This is a genomic window from Promicromonospora sp. MEB111, assembly GCF_030209445.1.
Lineage (GTDB): Bacteria > Actinomycetota > Actinomycetes > Actinomycetales > Cellulomonadaceae > Promicromonospora.
The window spans coordinates 1-17414 of record NZ_JARVSD010000013.1 but is presented as its reverse complement, the minus strand read 5'-3'; the positions used below and the strand labels follow the sequence as shown (position 1 = coordinate 17414).

The window sequence follows — 17414 nt, the reverse complement described above, 5'->3', positions numbered from 1 at the left end:
TGCGCCGCTCAGCCCGTCCACCACTTCCCGGAGGTCTCCGCATGCTCTTCCCGACCGGACACCGTGGCGCCGCCACGCCCGCGCCCGTCGTGCCCTCGACCGGGCGCCTGACCCCCCTCGGCCTCGACCAGGTGCGCATCACCGGGGGTCCCTGGGCCCGCCGCCAGGAGGTGAACGCGACCGCCACCCTCGCGCACATCGAGCACTGGCTCGAGCGCGAGGGCTGGCTGGGCAACTTCGACCTGGCGGTCTCCGGCGGCCTGGCCGAGAAGCGGCGCGGCCGGGAGTTCAGCGACTCCGAGGTGTACAAGCTGCTGGAGGCCATGGCCTGGGAGCTCGGGCGACGGCCGGACGAGGACCTGCAGAGCCGGTTCGACGCGATCGTGCTCCGGGTGTCCGCCGCCCAGGAGCCGGACGGCTACCTCGGCACGCGGTTCGGCCGTCCCGGGCAGCAGCCGCGCTACACGGACCTGGAGTGGGGCCACGAGCTCTACTGCCAGGGCCACCTCTTCCAGGCTGCGGCCGCGCGGGCGCGTACCGGCCGGGCCGACGACCTCCTGGTCGACGTCGCCCGGCGCAGCGCCGACCACGTGTGCGCGACGTTCGGAGCGGACGGCAACCAGGGGATCTGCGGGCACTCCGAGGTCGAGGTGGGCCTGGCCGAGCTCGGCCGGGCGCTCGGCGAGCCGCGGTACCTCGCGCAGGCGGCGCTGTTCGTCGAGCGGCACGGGCACGGCGTGCTCGCCGACATCGAGTTCGGCCGCTCCTACTACCAGGACGTCGTGCCGGTGCGGCAGTCCGAGGTGCTGCACGGGCACGCCGTCCGCGCCAACTACCTGGCCGCCGGCGCGGTCGACGTGGCGGTCGAGACCGGCGACACCGAGCTGCTCGACGCAGTCGCCGGCCAGTGGGCGCGCGCCCAGGCCCGCCGCACGTACGTGACCGGCGGGCAGGGCTCGCACCACCAGGACGAGGCGTTCGGCGACGACTGGGTGCTGCCCCCGGACCGCGCGTACTCGGAGACGTGCGCGAGCGTCGGCTCGGTCATGGTGTCGTGGCGCCTGCTGCTGGCCCGCGGTGGTGTGGAGTACGCCGACGCGATCGAGCGGGCCCTGACCAACGTGGTCGCGACCTCGCCGGCCCACGACGGTCAGTCGTTCTTCTACGCGAACACCCTGCACCAGCGCGTCCCGGCCGAGCACGTGGACACGGACGTGGTGAGCAAGCGCGCCGAGGCGTCGCTGCGCGCCCCGTGGTTCGAGGTCTCGTGCTGCCCGCCCAACGTGGCGCGCACGTTCGCGAGCCTCGCGGCGTACGTCGCCACGGTGGACGACGGCGGGGTCCAGCTCCACCAGTACGCCCCCGCCGAGATCCGGGCCGAGCTGCCGTCGGGGGAGCGGGTGGAGCTCGACGTCGTCACGGACTACCCGGCCGACGGGCGCGTCGAGGTGCGCGTCGTGGCCGCGCCCGCGGGGGACTGGACGCTCACCCTGCGGGTGCCCGCGTGGTCGGCGTCGGCCCGGGTACGGGTGGACGACGGGCTCGTCCGCGAGGTGGGTCCCGGGCTCGTCGCGGTGCCCGGCCCGCGGACGGGCGGCGTGGTGGTGCTCGACATCGACGCCGCCCCGCGGTTCGTCGTGCCCGATCCGCACATCGACGCGGTCCGCGGCTGCGTCGCGGTGCAGCGCGGCCCGGAGGTGCTCTGCCTGGAGTCGGTGGACCTGGCGGCGGTCGAGCTGGGTGCTGGTGCTGGTGCTCGTGGCGGCACCGGTCGCGGCGTGGACGACGTCGTGGTCGACACCGCGGTCCCGCCGTGGGAGGTGGACGGCACGGTGTACGTCCGCGCGGGCGTACTGGGTGCTGGTGACGGTGCTGGTGCTGGTGCTGGTGACAGCAACGGTGCCGGCTGGCCCTACACGGCGGCGGACGACGTCGCACCGCGGCCCCGCCCCGAGCTGCACGACGTGCCGCTGGTCGCGTACCACGACTGGGCCAACCGCGGCCCGGCCACGATGCGCGTCTGGCTCCCGACTCTCTGACAGCACCCGACTGCGCCCCGCCCGTCGCGGCTGCTGTCCGGCACCGCATCGAAGTGCGCTTCTACCCAGTCATCGCGCCCGAAAACGCCATGGATCCGGGCCCAGTGACTGGGTGGAAGCGCACTTCCGTTGCGCCGCTGCCCGGCGCGGTCGGGCGCAGGACCCGGCGGGGAGCGTCTTCGCGAGCCGACCATGTTGCGCTGCGTAGGCGTTGTCGACACAGAGCAACAATCTCTGGGATCTACATCCTCCGAGCCGAGCCGGCGAAGTGCGCTTTCTACCCAGTCATCGGGCCGAGATCAACCAGGGTTTCCGGGCCAATTGACTGGGTAGAAGCGCACTCTCGGCGGACACGCCGCACCGGCCCCCGGGCGGGTCAGCCGCCGCAGCTCACCGCCGGGTACTCCGTCTCGACCTCGCGGGTCACCCGCTCGCCGTCGACCTCGCCCGTCACCCGCACCACCGCGGCGCCCGCGTCGGCTCGCGCCGCGCGGACCGCGAACGACTGGTACGCGACCCGCCCCGGCGCGACGTCCGTGAACGAGCGCGTGCCGTACGGGGTGGTGAGCGTGACGTCCACGGGACCGTCGTGGTCGTTCACGGCGCGCACGGCGAGGGTCGCGCTACCCGCGAGGCAGCGGACCTCGGCCGTGACGGTCACGGCGGGAGACGCGGGCGAGCCCGTGCCCGGGTCGTCGGCGAGCACCCGCCACTCGGTGGCGGCCACGGCGGCGTACTGCGTACCGTCGCCGTTCGCGTGGACCGTCGCCCGCAGGCGTGACGTCGTGACCGGCCCGAACGTCATGCGGTTGAACGCCGCGGTGCTCGTGCCGGCCGCCGACGGTTCGGGCACCGGCGCCCAGTCCTGTGCGGCCTCGTCCCAGTAGGACAGCTCCCAGGAGTCGGGCTCGCCCACACCCGCGCCGGTGCCCTGCGGCTGGTCGGCCCAGAACTTGATCTCCGCGGCGGTCAGCCGGATCGGCCGGGGCCACGTGTACTGCACCCACTGGGTCGCCGGGTGGTCGCCCGACCACGTGCCCCAGATCTGCGCCTGCGGCGGGCTCGCGGGGTCGAGCCCGTCGTTGAGCGCGAGCACCGAGTTCCAGCCCGCCGTGTACGACGCCGTCGGCGTGGCCAGCGCCGCGACGTTGCCGGTGAGCGGCCCGCTGAGGTCCGCGGAGATCGTGACCGTCCGGGCGGTCTCGACGTTGCCGGCCCGGTCCACGGCCCGGTACCGCACGTCGTGCCGGTCCCCGTCCGGAGCGGATACCGCGCCGGAGTACGGCTCGAACCCGCCGCCGTCCACCGCCACCTCGATCCGCGCGACGCCGGACGTGGCGTCCGCGGCGGTGACCGCCACGGAACGGGCCTGCTCGTCGACGGTCGCCGTGCTCCGCGGCGCGGTCGCGTCGATCCGCACGTCCAGCGCGGCCTCGGCCGACGTGTTGCCCGCGCGGTCCGTGGCCGTCGCGGTGACCGTGTGCTCGCCGTCGCCCCCGACCTCGACGTCGGTGTACCGGACGGGGTCGGTGACGACGGGCTCGCCGTCGTCGACCGAGGTCGCGAGCGTGACCCGGCCGCCGCCGTCGTCGGTGCCCGCGACCCGGACGCGCACCGCCGAGCGGAACCAGCCGCCCGTGCCGGTGCTGCCGCTCGGGGTGAGGGTCACTTCGGGCGCGGTCTCGTCCCCCGAGGTGTCCCCGGGGTCGACGACGGTCACGGTCGCCGTCACGCGGCCCGCGGCGTAACCGAGCACCGAACCCTCGACGGTCAACGAGCCGGGCTCGGCGACGTCGTCGGCGGTGAGCGCGTCCCAGTAGGCCGGAACCTGCAGGGACTCCCCACCCGGGTAGGCCGCGCGCACCGTGCCGGGCAGGTCGGTCTCGCCGACCTCCACGGTCAGCCGCGGCGGCGTCACGGTCTCGGCCTGCTCGGCGAGCACCTCCCACTCCTCGACGGCGACGGCGGAGTACGTCGAACCGTTGGTCGACGCGTCGAACACCGCCCGGAGCTGCGTGGTGGTCACCGGGTCGAACGACGTGGACTGGAAGCCCGCGGTGCCGGCCGGGTACCCGTCGGCGCCGGGCACGTCCGCCCAGGAGCCGTCGTCGGCGTCCCAGAACTGGATGCGCCACGCGTCCGGCGCGGCCACGCCGACGCCCGAGCCCCGCGGCTGGTCGTTCCAGAAGTCGATCTGCGACCCGGACACGCGCACCGGCTGGTCCCAGGTGTACTGCACCCACTGCTGCGGCGGGTTGTTGCCGGTCCACGTGCCCCACATGTCCGGCGGCAGCGGGTTGGGGCGCACGACCTCGTCGTTGAGGGCCTTGACCCAGTACTGCGTCGGCACGGGGTCGTTGGACACGGTGACGCGGGCCTCCTGCGCGATGTTCGCCCGCGGCGTGCGGTCCGGCTGCCGCACCGGCGTGGTGGTCACCGGGAGCATCCGCGGCGGGTCCTGCGTGTCGTCCCACTCGACCTTGTCGATCGCGACCGACCGGCGGAAGTGGTTGCCGCCCTCGGCGTCGGCCGTGTGGTACGCGATCCACCACTGGCCGTCGAGCTCCACGATGCCCGGGTGGCTCGTCGTGGACGAGACCGGCCGCAGGATGGTGCCCCGGTAGGTCCACGGCCCCTCGGCCGACGGCGCCGTCGCGTACGCGATGCAGGCGTGGTAGTTCGCCGGGGTGCACGCGCTGGTGGGTCCGGCGTTGTTGCCCGCGTAGGCCAGGTAGTAGGTGCCGTTCCGCTCGAAGAGCCAGGGCGCCTCGAAGAACCCGGTCAGGCCCGTGACGGTCCGGACGTCGCCCACGGGGGTCCTCATGTCCTGCGCCAGCTCGACCCGCCGCAGGTTGCCGAAGCTGCCCCAGTACATGAACACGCGGGCGTCGGCGCCGGCGCCGTCCACCAGCACGGTCGGGTCGATGTTGTGGATGGTGTTGGGCGTGGGCAGGCGCTGCGAGACGATCGGCCCGCCTGCATGGTCGGTCCAGGGGCCGGTGGGGGAGTCGGACACGGCGACGCCGATGCCGAACTTGTCGCTCGACGGGCTGGCCGCCTCGTGGACCGGGACGTACCAGTAGTAGCGGCCGTCGAGACCCTCCTGCACCTCGCCCGCATACGCGCGGCCGGGGCTCGCCCAGTCGAAGACGTCCTCGGGGCGCATCAGGGACGGGTGGTGCGTCCACCGCCCCGCGTCGGGGTCGGCCGTCACGAAGGCGCCCCACTCGTTCATGATGAAGTCGTTGCGCGTCTCGCCGGCCTCGTCGTGGCCCGTGTAGACGTAGAGCTGGTCGGCCCCGGTGTCGTTGCCGGGGGCGCCGGCCGGGACGACCAGCGGGGCGGGGTCGGCGGAGTAGTAGCTCCCGTCGGCCAGGATCGGGTTCTGCGTGCTCGTGAACTCGTACGAGTCGGCGGCGGAAGCCGGCGCCGCCGGTACGGAGAGCGCGGCGGCGAGCACCGCCACCAGCGTGCCGGCCGCGGCCGGCCGTCCTGCTCGGACCTGTCTCATGTCGTCCTCCAGTCGTGGCACTTCGTCGTGGCGCACTGACGCGCCGACCCTGCCACACGGCCGTGCGCCCAACAATGGGTTTCGGTGTTTTTCGGTATGGATGAGGCCGCAATGGGTGATCTCATACCGAAAACACCGAAAACCATTGCCGGAGTCGGAGGGGTGATGCTTCACTGGTCGGCGCCGGGCCCCTCGATGGTGAGCGGGCCGGCGGGAACCACCACCTGGCGGACACGTCGCGAGCCAGGGTGGGGAGCGCAGCGATGCGCGGCCTCCGCCCGTGCGGCACACCTCGTCCGTCCGAGTGCCTGGCAGTCGACGGAGAGGACATGTGATGTCGGCACGAACACGAAGAGGGGCGGTCGCGGCCGCCGCCGTGGCCGCGATGGTCGTCTGCGGGAGCGTGGCGGCGCTGCCCGCGCATGCAGGACCCGTCCACGCGGCGTCCCCGGTGCTCCCCGGGAACGAGGACGACGTCGGCGTCTACACCGACGGCCTGACGGACTCCCTGGACATCGGCGACCCGGTCTACCGCAACCTGGACGCGGTGCAGGACGCGCTGGAACCCGGTGTCCCGTACACCGCGGACAGCATGTACCGCTCGATCTTCGACGCCGACGTGGCGGCCGGCGGCACCGACTTCTACCTCGACCGGGTGCTGGGCGTGACCGGCGCGTCGGGCAACAACGTGCTCCAGACCCGCGGGCGCACCCTCTACCTGCGCGGCGCCGGCGGTGCGAGCTGGAGCACGATGGGCTTCGGCGGCAACGCCTTCGCGGGCGGCCCCAACGACCTGGGCGCCTTCTACACGATCACCGTGCCCGGGCAGACCGTCGCCGAGGTGGGCAGCGCCCGGTTCAACGCGCCGAGCCACGCGAAGGCCCGGTACACGATCGGGTCCACGGGCGTGACGGCGGACCTGCGCAAGCTGATCACCTACGACAACACCGCGCTCTCCGCGCTCACCTTCACCAACCCGGGCGCCACCGACGTCACCTTCACGGTGCGGGCCGCCTCCCCGACCGCCCGGGGCGCCGCGGACGCCGACGACGAGCTGACCGGCACGCGCACCCTGACCAGCGGCGCCAACAACGGGCTGGTCGACACCCCGTGGTCGTCCGTGACCGTGGGCCTCAAGGCCGACGGCTTCGCGCGTAACGGCACCAACCTGGACCGCGAGGTCACGGTGCCGGCCGGCGGCACGGTGGACCTCTCCGTCGTCGGGTCCCTGTACTCGGCGAGCCTGCCCGCAGGGCAGGAGCAGCTGCGCGAGTACGCGGCCCTGACCCCGGACGAGGCGTTCCGTACCGGCGTGACGGCGTTCAACGAGCGCTGGGCCGCCGACATCCCGTACATCGACGTGCCGGACCCGGCCATCGAGAAGGCGATCGTGTACCGCTGGTGGGGCGAGCGGTACAACAGCCTGGACGCGAACGAGCCGGGGTACGTCTACCAGTACCCGACCACCATCGAGGGCGTGAACCTCTACCAGAACTCGGTGGTGCTCACGCAGCCGATGCACCTGCAGGACACCAAGTGGATCCGCAACCCGTACCTCGCCTACGGCCAGGTGCTGAACGTCGGTGAGCTGTCCGGCTCGTCGGCGTTCCTGGACAGCCCGGGCCACACGAGCTGGAACAACCACTACTCCCAGTACCTCGGCACGGCCGGGCTGGAGGCCTACAACGTGCACGGCGGCGGGGCCGACGTCGCCGAACGGTTCGCCTACTACTTCGAGCAGGACGGCGTGGGCCAGCTCGAGCACTACGACGGCAACGACGACGGGCTGATCGCCTACGACACCAACTACATGCCGGGCAACGACGCTGACGCGATCAGCTTCGGCTACCCGAAGGCGAACGGCGGGGCGCCGGGCGCGCGCACCATCGAGCGGCCCGAGTCGGCGTACGTCTGGGGTGCCTTCGACGCCGCGAGCAAGCTCTACGAGATCGCCGGGGCGGACCCCGAGCGAGTGAGCAGCACGGCCGCCGAGGCCGACCGCATCCAGGAGGCCGTGCTCGACCGCCTGTGGAGCGAGGAGACGCAGATGTTCCTCGCGGGCACGTCGCACGGTGCGACGTCGGCGGCGTCGTCCGGCGGCAGCGCCAACCCGCTGCCCGCGGGCGAGCGGGACCTGATCCCGGCCAAGGAGTCCAACCTGTACGACGTCTACGCGGAGAACCTGATCCCCGCGGACGAGTGGGAGACCTACGTCGACGGGTTCCGGTTCCTGCGCTACGGCGACAACTTCCCGGTCTTCCCGTTCTACACGGCCAACCAGTACGACCGGTCGAAGTTCGCGATCGGCGGCTCCAACAACTTCTCGAACATCAACTTCACGGTGCAGTACCGCGGCGTGCGCGCCGCGCTGCGCGACTACGACCCGGAGCAGCGGTACGTCACGCCCGAGTACGCGGCCAAGCTGCTCGACTGGATGGCATGGAGCATCTACCCGAACGGTGACGCGCGGGTGGCCAACCAGGCCGAGTACTACTCGGGCTGGAACCCGGCCACGCAGACCTTCAACCGCAACAACCCGAACCACGTGATGCTCGGCAACATGAGCTACATCTTCGTCGAGGACATGGGCGGCCTCCAGCCCCGGTCCGACGACCTGATCGAGCTCGCGCCGATCGACCTCGGCTACGAGCACTTCATGGTGAACAACCTGCGCTACCACGGGCACGACGTCACGATCGTCTGGGACCCGGACGGCACGCACTACGGGCTCGGCGCCGGCTACTCGCTGTTCGTCGACGGGGAGCGCAAGGCCGCGGCCGACCGGATCGGCGGCTTCGTCTACGACCCGGCCGCCAACGAGGTGGTCGAGGCCGACGAGGGCCTGGACGTCACGGTGGTCGCCGACGAGGGCACCGACCTGCCGTCCGCCGTCGACACCCCGATCGAGGACGAGCGGGTGGTCTCCTACCTGAGGACCGCGGGCATCGACCTCACGCAGGACGCCGAGAACCTCGCCCAGGGCGCGACCCTGAGCTCGTCCGCGACCCAGGACGGCGCGCGCCCGGCCGCGTGGCGCACCTTCCACACCCCCGGGTTCTCGACCAGCTCGATGAACTACACGCCGGGAGCCATCGCGACCACCGAGCGGCCCGTGTCCCTGGACGCGGTGACCGACGGCGTCACGGTGAACGAGCCCTACTGGGGCAACTACGGCACCGACGGTGACACCGGGTACGTGGAGCTCGACCTGGGCGACCCGGTGGCGGTCGACAACGTGAAGGTCTGGTTCGTCGACGACCGGCAGACCGGCGGCTATGCCCCGCCGCGCCGCTACTCCATCCAGGTGCCGGACGGCTCCGGCGGCTGGACGGCGGTGCCCGAGCAGGCCAAGGCGCCCAAGGTGCCCGGGCCGAAGGCGAACGAGGCGCTGTTCCCCGAGACGACCACCGACCGGGTGCGGGTCGCGTTCACGAACGCGCCCGGCCGCTGGACCGCGATCTCCGAGATCCAGGTGTTCGACTCCGGACGGCCCGTGCCGCCGGTGGAGAACGACCCGCCGACGGTCACCGCGACGTCGGACGAGGGCGCGGACGGCAACCTGTCCACCGTGCTGGTGGCCACCGCCGCCGACGACGGCGTGCCGGAGGACGGCGAGCTGTCCTACGGCTGGGAGACCGTGTCGGCGCCCGAGGGCGCGGGCGTGATCTTCGCCGACGACGCCGCCCTCACCACCCGGGTGACCGGCACCGCCGAGGGCGAGTACGTGTTCCGCTTCACCGCGACCGACGGGGCGCTCAGCTCGTCGCGCGACGTCACGGTGACGCTGGCCGAGCGCGAGACGACCGCCGAGTTCGGGCGCCTGGCCACCATCACGACGAGCGGTTCGGCGTCGTGGGAGAACCCGGCCCGGGTCAACATGGAGTCCACGCCGGCGAGCTCCAACCCCGGCGCGGGCAACGGCTGGGGCACCTGGGGCCAGGCGCAGAACGGGACCAGCCCCGCGCAGGCGGCCTGGATCCGGTACTCGTGGAGCGCCCCGGTGCTGGTCAGCTCGACGGACATCTACTGGTACGACGACAACGGTGGCACCCGCACCCCGCGGGCCGACACCTACGTGGTCGAGTACACGACGGACGGCACCACGTGGACGCCGGTCACGCTCGCCGACGGCTCCGCCTACGCCGGCGCCCTGGCCCGGAACGCCTACAACCACCTGGCCTTCGAGCCGGTGGAGGCCAGCGCGCTGCGCATCCGGATCTCGGGCGTGCAGTCCGGCGGCGCGGGCACGGGTGTGCTGCGCTGGCGGGTCAACGGCGACACGGTGGACACGGTCGCGAGCCCGGTGGTCATGCGGACCACCGTCGGCGTCGTGCCCGACCTGCCCGGCGCGCTCGACGTCGTCTACTCGGGCGGCACGCGCGGCACCCTGCCGTTCACCTGGCAGGAGATCACCCCGGCGATGGTCGCCGAGACCAACGTCGAGCCGTTCACCGTCTACGGCACCAACGCCGAGCACGGGCTGATCGCCCAGGCGCAGGTGTACGTGCGGCCCGAGACGGCGCAGGACGGCATCGCCATCCAGGGCGCGGAGCAGTTCGAGCGGGAGGTCCAGGTGGGCGAGCTGCCGCACCTGCCCACCCGGGTGGCCGTGTCCTACAACGACGGGTCGCGCGACAACCAGGCGATCGGCGTCGAGTGGGACTTCGACGAGTCGCTGGTCGAGACGCCGGGCGTGCACGTGATCACCGGGCGGCTGATCCTGCCCGACTACGTGAGCGAGGCGGGCACCACACAGACCACGCTCACGCTCACCGTGCTCGGTGACCCCGCCGAGGGGCCGGTGGTCACCGCCACCGCCGAGCCGCGCTGCCTCGCGGGCCGCGCCACGCTCGCGGTCCGGGCGGTGAACGACGAGGACGGCCCGCTCGACATCGCGTTCGCCACCGCGTTCGGCGACAAGTCGTTCTCCGGCGTCGCCCCGGGCGCCGCGGCCTACCAGTCGCTCGCCACGCGGGCCGGGTCGGTCACGGCGGGCACGGTCACGGTCACGGCGTCGGACGGCGCCGGCCGCACCTCCGAGATCAGCGTCGAGTACCCCGCGCTCACGTGCGGCTGACGGAAGGGAGCACCATGCACAGCGAACCGAAGAGCACGCCGGACGCCGCGCCGGGCACGGCGGGGGCCGCACCAGGCACGTCGGCCGTCTCCCGCCGGTCCCTGCTCCGTCTCGGGGCGGCCGGCCTCGCCGGGGGCGTCGCCGCCCTCGGGCTCGCCGGCGGGGCGGCCGCGGCCGCCCCGCTGGGGGCCGGCCCCGCCGGGACCGGCCTGGCCGCGGCCGCCGCCCGGCTGCCGCGCCGGTACCTGCGCCTGCTGGACCGGTCGCCGGCGTCCGACCGCTGGCTGGCCACGCCGTTCCCGCTGGCCGACGTGAGCCTCGCGCCCAGCGTGGCCACCCGGTCGCAGGACCAGCTGCTGCACCTGTTGCGGGTCTATCCCGTGGACCGGGTGCTGGCGGTCTTCCGCCGCAACGCGGGCCTGGACACCCGGGGCGCCAACCCGCCGGGCGGCTGGGAGGGCTTCGGCCACGCCAACGAGCAGCCCTGGGGTCCGGACGACTACCCCGGCCGGGCCAACGTGCAGACCGCCAACCTGCTGCGGGGCCACTACGGCGGCCACTTCCTGTCCGCCCTCTCGCTCGCGTGGGCGTCCACCGGGGAGCAGGTGTTCCAGGACAAGGTGGACCAGGTCGTCGCCGGCCTGGGCGAGGTCCAGGCCGCGCTCGCCGCCATGGGCCGGTTCACCCACCCGGGCTTCCTCGCCGCGTACGGGGAGTGGCAGTTCAGCCGGCTGGAGGGTTACGCGCCGTACGGCGAGATCTGGGCGCCTTACTACACGTGCCACAAGATCATGGCGGGCCTGCGGGACGCCTACCAGCTCGCCGCCAGCGACCAGGCGCTGGAGATCTGGGCCGCCATGGCGGACTGGGTCTCCGGCCGCCTCGACCCGCTGCCCGCCGACCAGCTCGAACGGATGTGGGGCATCTACATCGCCGGCGAGTACGGCGGCATGAACGAGGTGCTCTGCGACCTCACGTCGATCACGGGGGAGGACAAGTACCTCGCCACGGCCCGGAAGTTCGACCTGACCCCGCTGGTCGACGCCTGCGCCGAGGGGCGGGACACGCTCAACGGCAAGCACGCCAACCAGCACATCCCGCAGTTCCCCGGCTACCTCAAGGCCTACGAGCACACCGGCGAGGAGCGGTACCTGGACGCCGTCACGGGCTTCTGGGGCATGGTCGTGCCCGGTCGTACCTACGCCCACGGCGGCCACGGGGAGGGCGAGCTGTTCGGCCCGCCCGGTACCGTCGCGGGCGACATCGGCGCGCGCAACGCCGAGACGTGCGGCACGTACAACATGCTCAAGCTGTCGCGGCTGCTGTACCTGCACACGCTCGACCCCAGGTACATGGAGTTCTACGAGCGCGGCCTGCTCAACCACATCGTGGGCTCCAAGCGGAACACCCGGTCGGACACCAGCCCCGACGTCACCTACATGTACGGCGTGAACCCCGGCACCCGCCGCGAGTACGGGAACACCGGCACCTGCTGCGGCGGCACCGGGCTGGAGAACCACGTCAAGTACGCCGACACCGTGTACCTGCGGTCCGCCGACGGCGCCGCCCTGCACGTCAACCTCTACCTCGCCTCGACGCTGGACTGGCCCGAGCGCGGGCTGCGCGTGGTCCAGGAGACGCAGTACCCGAAGGCGGGTTCGACCCGCCTGACCATCGAGGGCACGGGCGAGCTCGACCTGCGCCTGCGCGTGCCCGGCTGGGTGCGCCAGGGCTTCGCCGTCAAGGTCAACGGCGTCGCCCAGGACGTGGACGCCATCCCCGGCACGTACGTGAGCGTCGCCCGCACCTGGGCGTCCGGCGACGTGGTCGACGTCGACATGCCGTTCAGCGTCCGGGCCGTGCCGACCATCGACGACCCGGCGGTGCAGAGCATCGAGTGGGGACCCACCGTGCTGCTCGTGCGCGACGCCGCCACGAGCTACCTGGACATCTCCCTCTACGGGCACATGGGCCTGGACGGCACGCTCGACAGCGCGTTCGAGGCGACCGGCGACGGCTACTTCCGGCTCGGGGACCGCGTCCTGGAGCCCGCGTGGTCCGGCGACCACACGAACTACCACATGTACGTGCGCCGCGCGGAGCCCCGCGTCGTGTTCGCCGGCCTCGACAGCGGGGTCGCGAACGCGGCGCGCCCCGACGGCACCACCCTGCTCGACGCGGTCTGGGCCGACGGCGGGTTCGCCACCCGGGCGGCCTTCCTCGCCCAGGTGCAGCGCACGACGGAGCGGTTCGTCGCCGACGGCCTGCTCAGCCGCCGGGACGCCCAGCGCGTCCTGCTCACCGCGGGAAAGGCGGACATGACATGACGACCACACGCACAGCCCCCGGGCGCTGGGCACTGGGGCGCCGGGCTCGGGCGCGCCGTGCCGCCGCCGTCGTCGGGGTGCTCGTCCTGGCCCTGGCGGGCCTCGTACCGGCCTCCACGGGCCTGGTGCCCGCCGCGGCCGCGGACGCGGAACCCGCCAACGTCGCACCGCTGGCGGTACCCACCGCCAGCTACACCGCCTCCTGGAACCGCGTCACCGCGGTGAACGACGGCGCGGGTGTCAGCACGGGCGGCGCCCACGACGCCACGTGGGCGACCTGGGGAGAGGACCCGCGCCCGGCGAGCCAGTGGCTCGAGTACACGTGGGAGGCACCGGTCCGCGTCGACCGGTCGGCCCTGCGGTTCTGGTCCGACGGCGCGGACGCCAACGGTGACAACGTGCGCGTCCCCGCCTCCTGGACCATCCAGTACTGGGACGAGGACGCCGGGGAGTTCGTCGACCTGCCCGCACCCAGCGGGTTCCCGACCGACCGCCTCGGCGTCAACGAGACCAGCTTCGAACCCGTGGAGACCACCCGGCTGCGGGCCACGTTCCAGGCCCTGCGGGGCGGGGCCGAGAACTCCTACTCGGCCGTCGGTGTCTCCGAGTGGGAGGTCTGGGGTACCGGCGGCACCGTCGAGCCGGAGCCGGAGGACCCGTTCGGCCCGATCGACCACACCCCGGTGCACATCCCCACGCAGGTGGGCGAGCTGCCCGAGCTGCCGGACCGGCTCGACGCGGTCTACGAGGACGGCCGGGTCGTCCGCGTCCCGGTGACCTGGGCGGACGTGACGGCCGACGCCGTGGCCGAGCCCGGCTCGTTCGAGGTCACGGGCACCTCGCCCGACCTGGTGGAGCCCGTGACCGGCACGGTGTACGTGCGCGACGGCGCGCCCGGCGCCGTGGTCGGGGTCGACAACGTCGCCGTGGTGACCCTCGCCGGCGTCGCACCCGTGCTGCCGCCCGCCGTCACGGCGGAGTACGAGGACGGGTCGCGCGACAGCCGCATCCCGGTCGCCTGGGCCGACGTCGACCCCGCCGACTACGCGGAGGCCGGCGGCCTGTTCCTGGTGGCGGGCGCGGTCGAGGGCACGGACGTGCCCGCCGAGGCCGTGGTCTTCGTGCTGGAGCCCGACGAGGCCGAGGACACGGCGCCGCCGTCGGTCACGGTGACCACCGCGCCGGCCGCCGCGCCGTCGGGCTGGTTCCTGGAGCCCGTCACGGTCACCGTGCGGGCGACCGACAACCGAGACCCGGACCCGCGCGTCGAGGTGGCGCTCGACGGCGGCGACCCGGAGCCGTACACCGGGCCGTTCACGCTGGAGGACGGCACGCACACGGTGCGCGCGACGGCGACCGACGCGGCGGGCAACACCGGCGAGGCGGAGCGCGAGCTGCGCGTCGACTCGGCCGCGCCCGTGACCACGGCGTCCGTGGAGAACCTCGGCGCGAGCGTCGAGATCACGCTGGCAGCCACCGACGGCTCCGGCTCCGGCTCCGGCGTCGACCGCATCCAGTGGGAGGGCCCCGGCACCTTCTGGGGCACCTACACCGGGCCGTTCACCCGCGCGCTGACGGAGACCGAGCAGGTCATCGAGTTCGCGGCCACCGACACGGCGGGCAACGCCGAGGAGCGCCGCTCGCTGACGCTCCCGGCCGCCGGGGCGGACCTGCCCGTCACGGCGGAGGCGTCCGCCCGCTGCGTGGCGGGCAAAGCGCACGTCGCCGTCCGAGTTGTCAACGGCTCGGACGTCCCGGTCGACGTCGTGCTCACCACCGAGCACGGCACGCGGTCCATGGCAGGCGTCGAGCCCGGCGATGCCGCGTACCAGTCGTTCGCCACGCGTGCCGCGTCGGTGCCCGAGGGCACCGCCTCGGTGACCGCCACCGGCACGGTCGACGGCGAGGAGGTCACCGTGCGCCACGACCTCACCGTCCCGGCCATCTCCTGCTCCTGACCGCACCTGACCTGGAACCGCCACGAAAGAGAAGAGACGACATGAAGAACCACCGCACCACCCAGCGGATCGCGGCGGCCGCCGCGGGCCTGGCCGTCGCGACGGTCGGCGCGCTCGCGGCCACCGCCGGCACGGCCACGGCCGCCGACGGCGACGAGGCCGGCGTCGACCTGTCCGTGTCCATCGAGGACAACACCCCGGGCGCGCTGACGCTCTCGGTGGCGCCGAACGACGGCGTCGTCCTGGCCGAGGAGGGCTCCGACGCCGAGGCGCGCCAGTTCCTGGGCACCCTGCCCACGGTCACGGTCGCCGACACCCGGGACGCCGAGGACGTGCCCGAGGGCTCGTACTGGGCCGTCGTGGGCCAGGCGAGCGAGTTCACCGCGGAGGGCCGGGACCCGATCGGGCCCGAGTACCTCGGGTGGGCGCCGCGCCTGCTGACGCCGTCGCCGTCGGGGGACGTGGCCGCGGGCGAGCCCGTGTCCAGCGTGCTCCCGGACGGGTCGGGCGGCGCCGCCGTCGGCCTGGAGGGGCAGGAGCTGCTGCTGTCCACGTGGGCCGCGGGCTCCGAGGCCGGCCCCTGGGACGTCACGGCGGACCTCACGCTGCGCACCCCGGCGGACGTGGCCCCGGGCGACTACTCCTCCGTGCTGACCCTGTCCCTCTTCGAGGGCTGATCCCCGACGTGTCGGACGCGCAGGTCACCCGGGTGATCTGTGCGTCCGGCACGTCGTCCGAACCGACCGAGCCAGGAAGATCCGTGCATGCGCATCCCCACGAAGGTCGCGGCGATCCTCGCCCTCGCCATTCTCGTGCCGGCCGCCTGGCCGGCGCCGGCTTTCGCCGCGCCCGTTCCTGCCGCCGCCGACGACGGCCGGGTCACCTGGTCCGTCGTGCCCGCCGACGCCGCGGGGCCGGACGGGCGCCGCGTCGTCGACCTGGAGCTCGCCCCCGGCGCGCGGGCGACGGAGCACGTGGCCGTGAGCAACCACTCGGCGGAGGAGGTGACGTTCGCGCTGTCGGCCAACGACGGCTACCTGACCGAGCGCGGGAGCTTCGACATGCGGCCCTCCGCGGTCGAGCCGGTCGACGGCGGCGCGTGGATCGCCGTCCCCGACGAGGTCGTGGTGGGGCCGGGGGAGACCGAGGTGGTGTCGGTCGAGGTGGCGGCGCCGGCCGACGCGCTGCCCGGCGACCACCCGGCCGGCGTCGCGGCGTCGGTGCGCTCGGGCGGGGAGATGCAGGTGGAGTCGAGGGTCGGCGTCCGCGTGAACCTGCGGGTACCGGGGGACGTGGTCGCCGCCCTGGACGCCGACCTGCTCGGGGTCTCCTTCCTGCACGGGCCGAGCCTGTTCGAGCCCGGGTCGCTCGTGGTGCGGTACGCCGTCGTGAACGACGGGACGGTCGCGCTGAACACCACAGCGCTGGTCGGCGCGGACAGCGCGCTGGGCGGGCCCCACGCGTCCGCGCCGCGCGGCGAGGCGCTGGAGGTGCTGCCCGGCGGACGGCGTGAGATCAGCGTCGAGGTGCCGGGGGTCTGGCCGCTCGGGCCGTTCGGCGTCGAGGCCGTCGTCGGCGCCACCGTGGCCGAGGGTGCGGCCGGCGGCGACGTGCCCGCGCCCGCCGATGTCGTCCTGACGGACACCGCCTGGGCGCTGCCGCTGCTGCACGCCCTGGTGCTGCTCGCGCTGGTGCTGGTCGGCTGGGCGGTGCGCCGGGCGCTCCGCGCGCGCCGGTCGCGGCTGGACCGGCTCATCGAGCGGGCCCGCGCGGAGGGCCGGGCGGAGGTGCTCGCGTCGCGCGGCTGACGGCTCCGGGCGCTCCTGATGTTCCGGGCCTGCGACGAGCGTCTGCTCGCATCGACGAGACGACTGCCTGTTCGGGGCTGACGTTCAGTCCACGAGACATGCAGCCGATTCTGCTGTCGGCAGATCGGGCCGGTTCGGCGAGCGATGCGAACGGGTGTGCCATATGTTGATGGCATGACGGGAACGGGTGAGGTACTGACGGCGGCAGGCGAGCAGCCTGCTCGCTCGGTGCTGCCCGATGGCGACAGGGCGTCCGGTGCGCCCGCCCTCGGCGGGGTCGTTGATGTCACGGGTGTGCGGGAGTTGCTGGCCGGCATGATCCTGCCCGGTGCCACTGACACCGGGCCCGGTGTTCTTGTCTCCGGTGCGGTGCAGGCCGAGTGGGTCGACCTGCTCGGTGAGCTAGAGGCCGTGAAGAACACGGTCACCGCGACCCAAGCACGGCTCACGGTCGCGTTGGACGAGGCGACCCGGACCGAGGAGGCCCGGCAGAGCATCCGTACCGAACGGCAGGGTCGTGGTGTGCCGAACCAGGTCGGTGCCGCGCTACGGGTGAGCCCGCACGCCGGTGCGGGGTTCGTGAGCACGGCCCGGGTGTGGGTCACGCAGATGCCCCACACCTTCGCCGCCCTGCAGGCCGGGGTGTTGTCGTCGTGGCGGGCCACGCTCCTGGTCCGCGAGACCTCCCACCTGT

The 17414-nt window shown here is 73.5% G+C and carries 7 protein-coding genes and 1 pseudogene; 7 read left to right on the top strand and 1 reads right to left on the bottom strand.

Annotation, left to right across the window (positions count from 1 at the left end; translation table 11 throughout):
* The first annotated feature begins 41 nt into the window (after window positions 1–41).
* Window positions 42–2039: a glycoside hydrolase family 127 protein gene (locus QRN56_RS16080; protein WP_285104886.1), complete on the top strand. Its 1998-nt coding sequence runs from the start codon at window positions 42–44 to the stop codon at window positions 2037–2039.
* A gap of 376 nt (window positions 2040–2415) precedes the next feature.
* On the opposite strand, the gene QRN56_RS16075 is transcribed toward QRN56_RS16080, so the two are convergent.
* On the bottom strand, window positions 2416–5550 hold the full coding sequence (locus QRN56_RS16075; RefSeq protein WP_285104884.1) for a family 43 glycosylhydrolase: 3135 nt from the start codon (window positions 5548–5550) through the stop codon (window positions 2416–2418).
* A gap of 334 nt (window positions 5551–5884) precedes the next feature.
* Between QRN56_RS16075 and QRN56_RS16070 the strand changes: the two genes are divergently transcribed.
* The 6 genes and pseudogenes from QRN56_RS16070 to QRN56_RS16045 all read left to right on the top strand — a co-directional run.
* Window positions 5885–10627, top strand: a complete 4743-nt coding sequence (locus tag QRN56_RS16070) for a galactose-binding domain-containing protein (RefSeq protein WP_285104882.1) — start codon at window positions 5885–5887, stop codon at window positions 10625–10627.
* A 14-nt stretch (window positions 10628–10641) separates the two neighbouring features.
* The gene (locus tag QRN56_RS16065; RefSeq protein WP_285104881.1) at window positions 10642–12954 is read left to right on the top strand and encodes a glycoside hydrolase family 127 protein; all 2313 of its coding nucleotides are present in this window, start codon (window positions 10642–10644) and stop codon (window positions 12952–12954) included.
* Window positions 12951–14912: an Ig-like domain-containing protein gene (locus QRN56_RS16060; RefSeq protein WP_285104879.1), complete on the top strand. Its 1962-nt coding sequence runs from the start codon at window positions 12951–12953 to the stop codon at window positions 14910–14912. Before QRN56_RS16065 ends, QRN56_RS16060 begins: the two co-directional genes overlap by 4 nt.
* A 41-nt stretch (window positions 14913–14953) precedes the next feature.
* Entirely contained in the window at window positions 14954–15589 is a 636-nt protein-coding gene (locus QRN56_RS16055; RefSeq protein WP_285104878.1) for a hypothetical protein, read from the top strand.
* Window positions 15590–15676: 87 nt separating this feature from the next.
* The gene (locus tag QRN56_RS16050) at window positions 15677–16720 is read left to right on the top strand and encodes a WxL protein peptidoglycan domain-containing protein (protein ID WP_285104877.1); all 1044 of its coding nucleotides are present in this window, start codon (window positions 15677–15679) and stop codon (window positions 16718–16720) included.
* Window positions 16721–17035: 315 nt separating this feature from the next.
* Window positions 17036–17414, top strand: a pseudogene (locus QRN56_RS16045) (hypothetical protein); the annotation flags it as partial.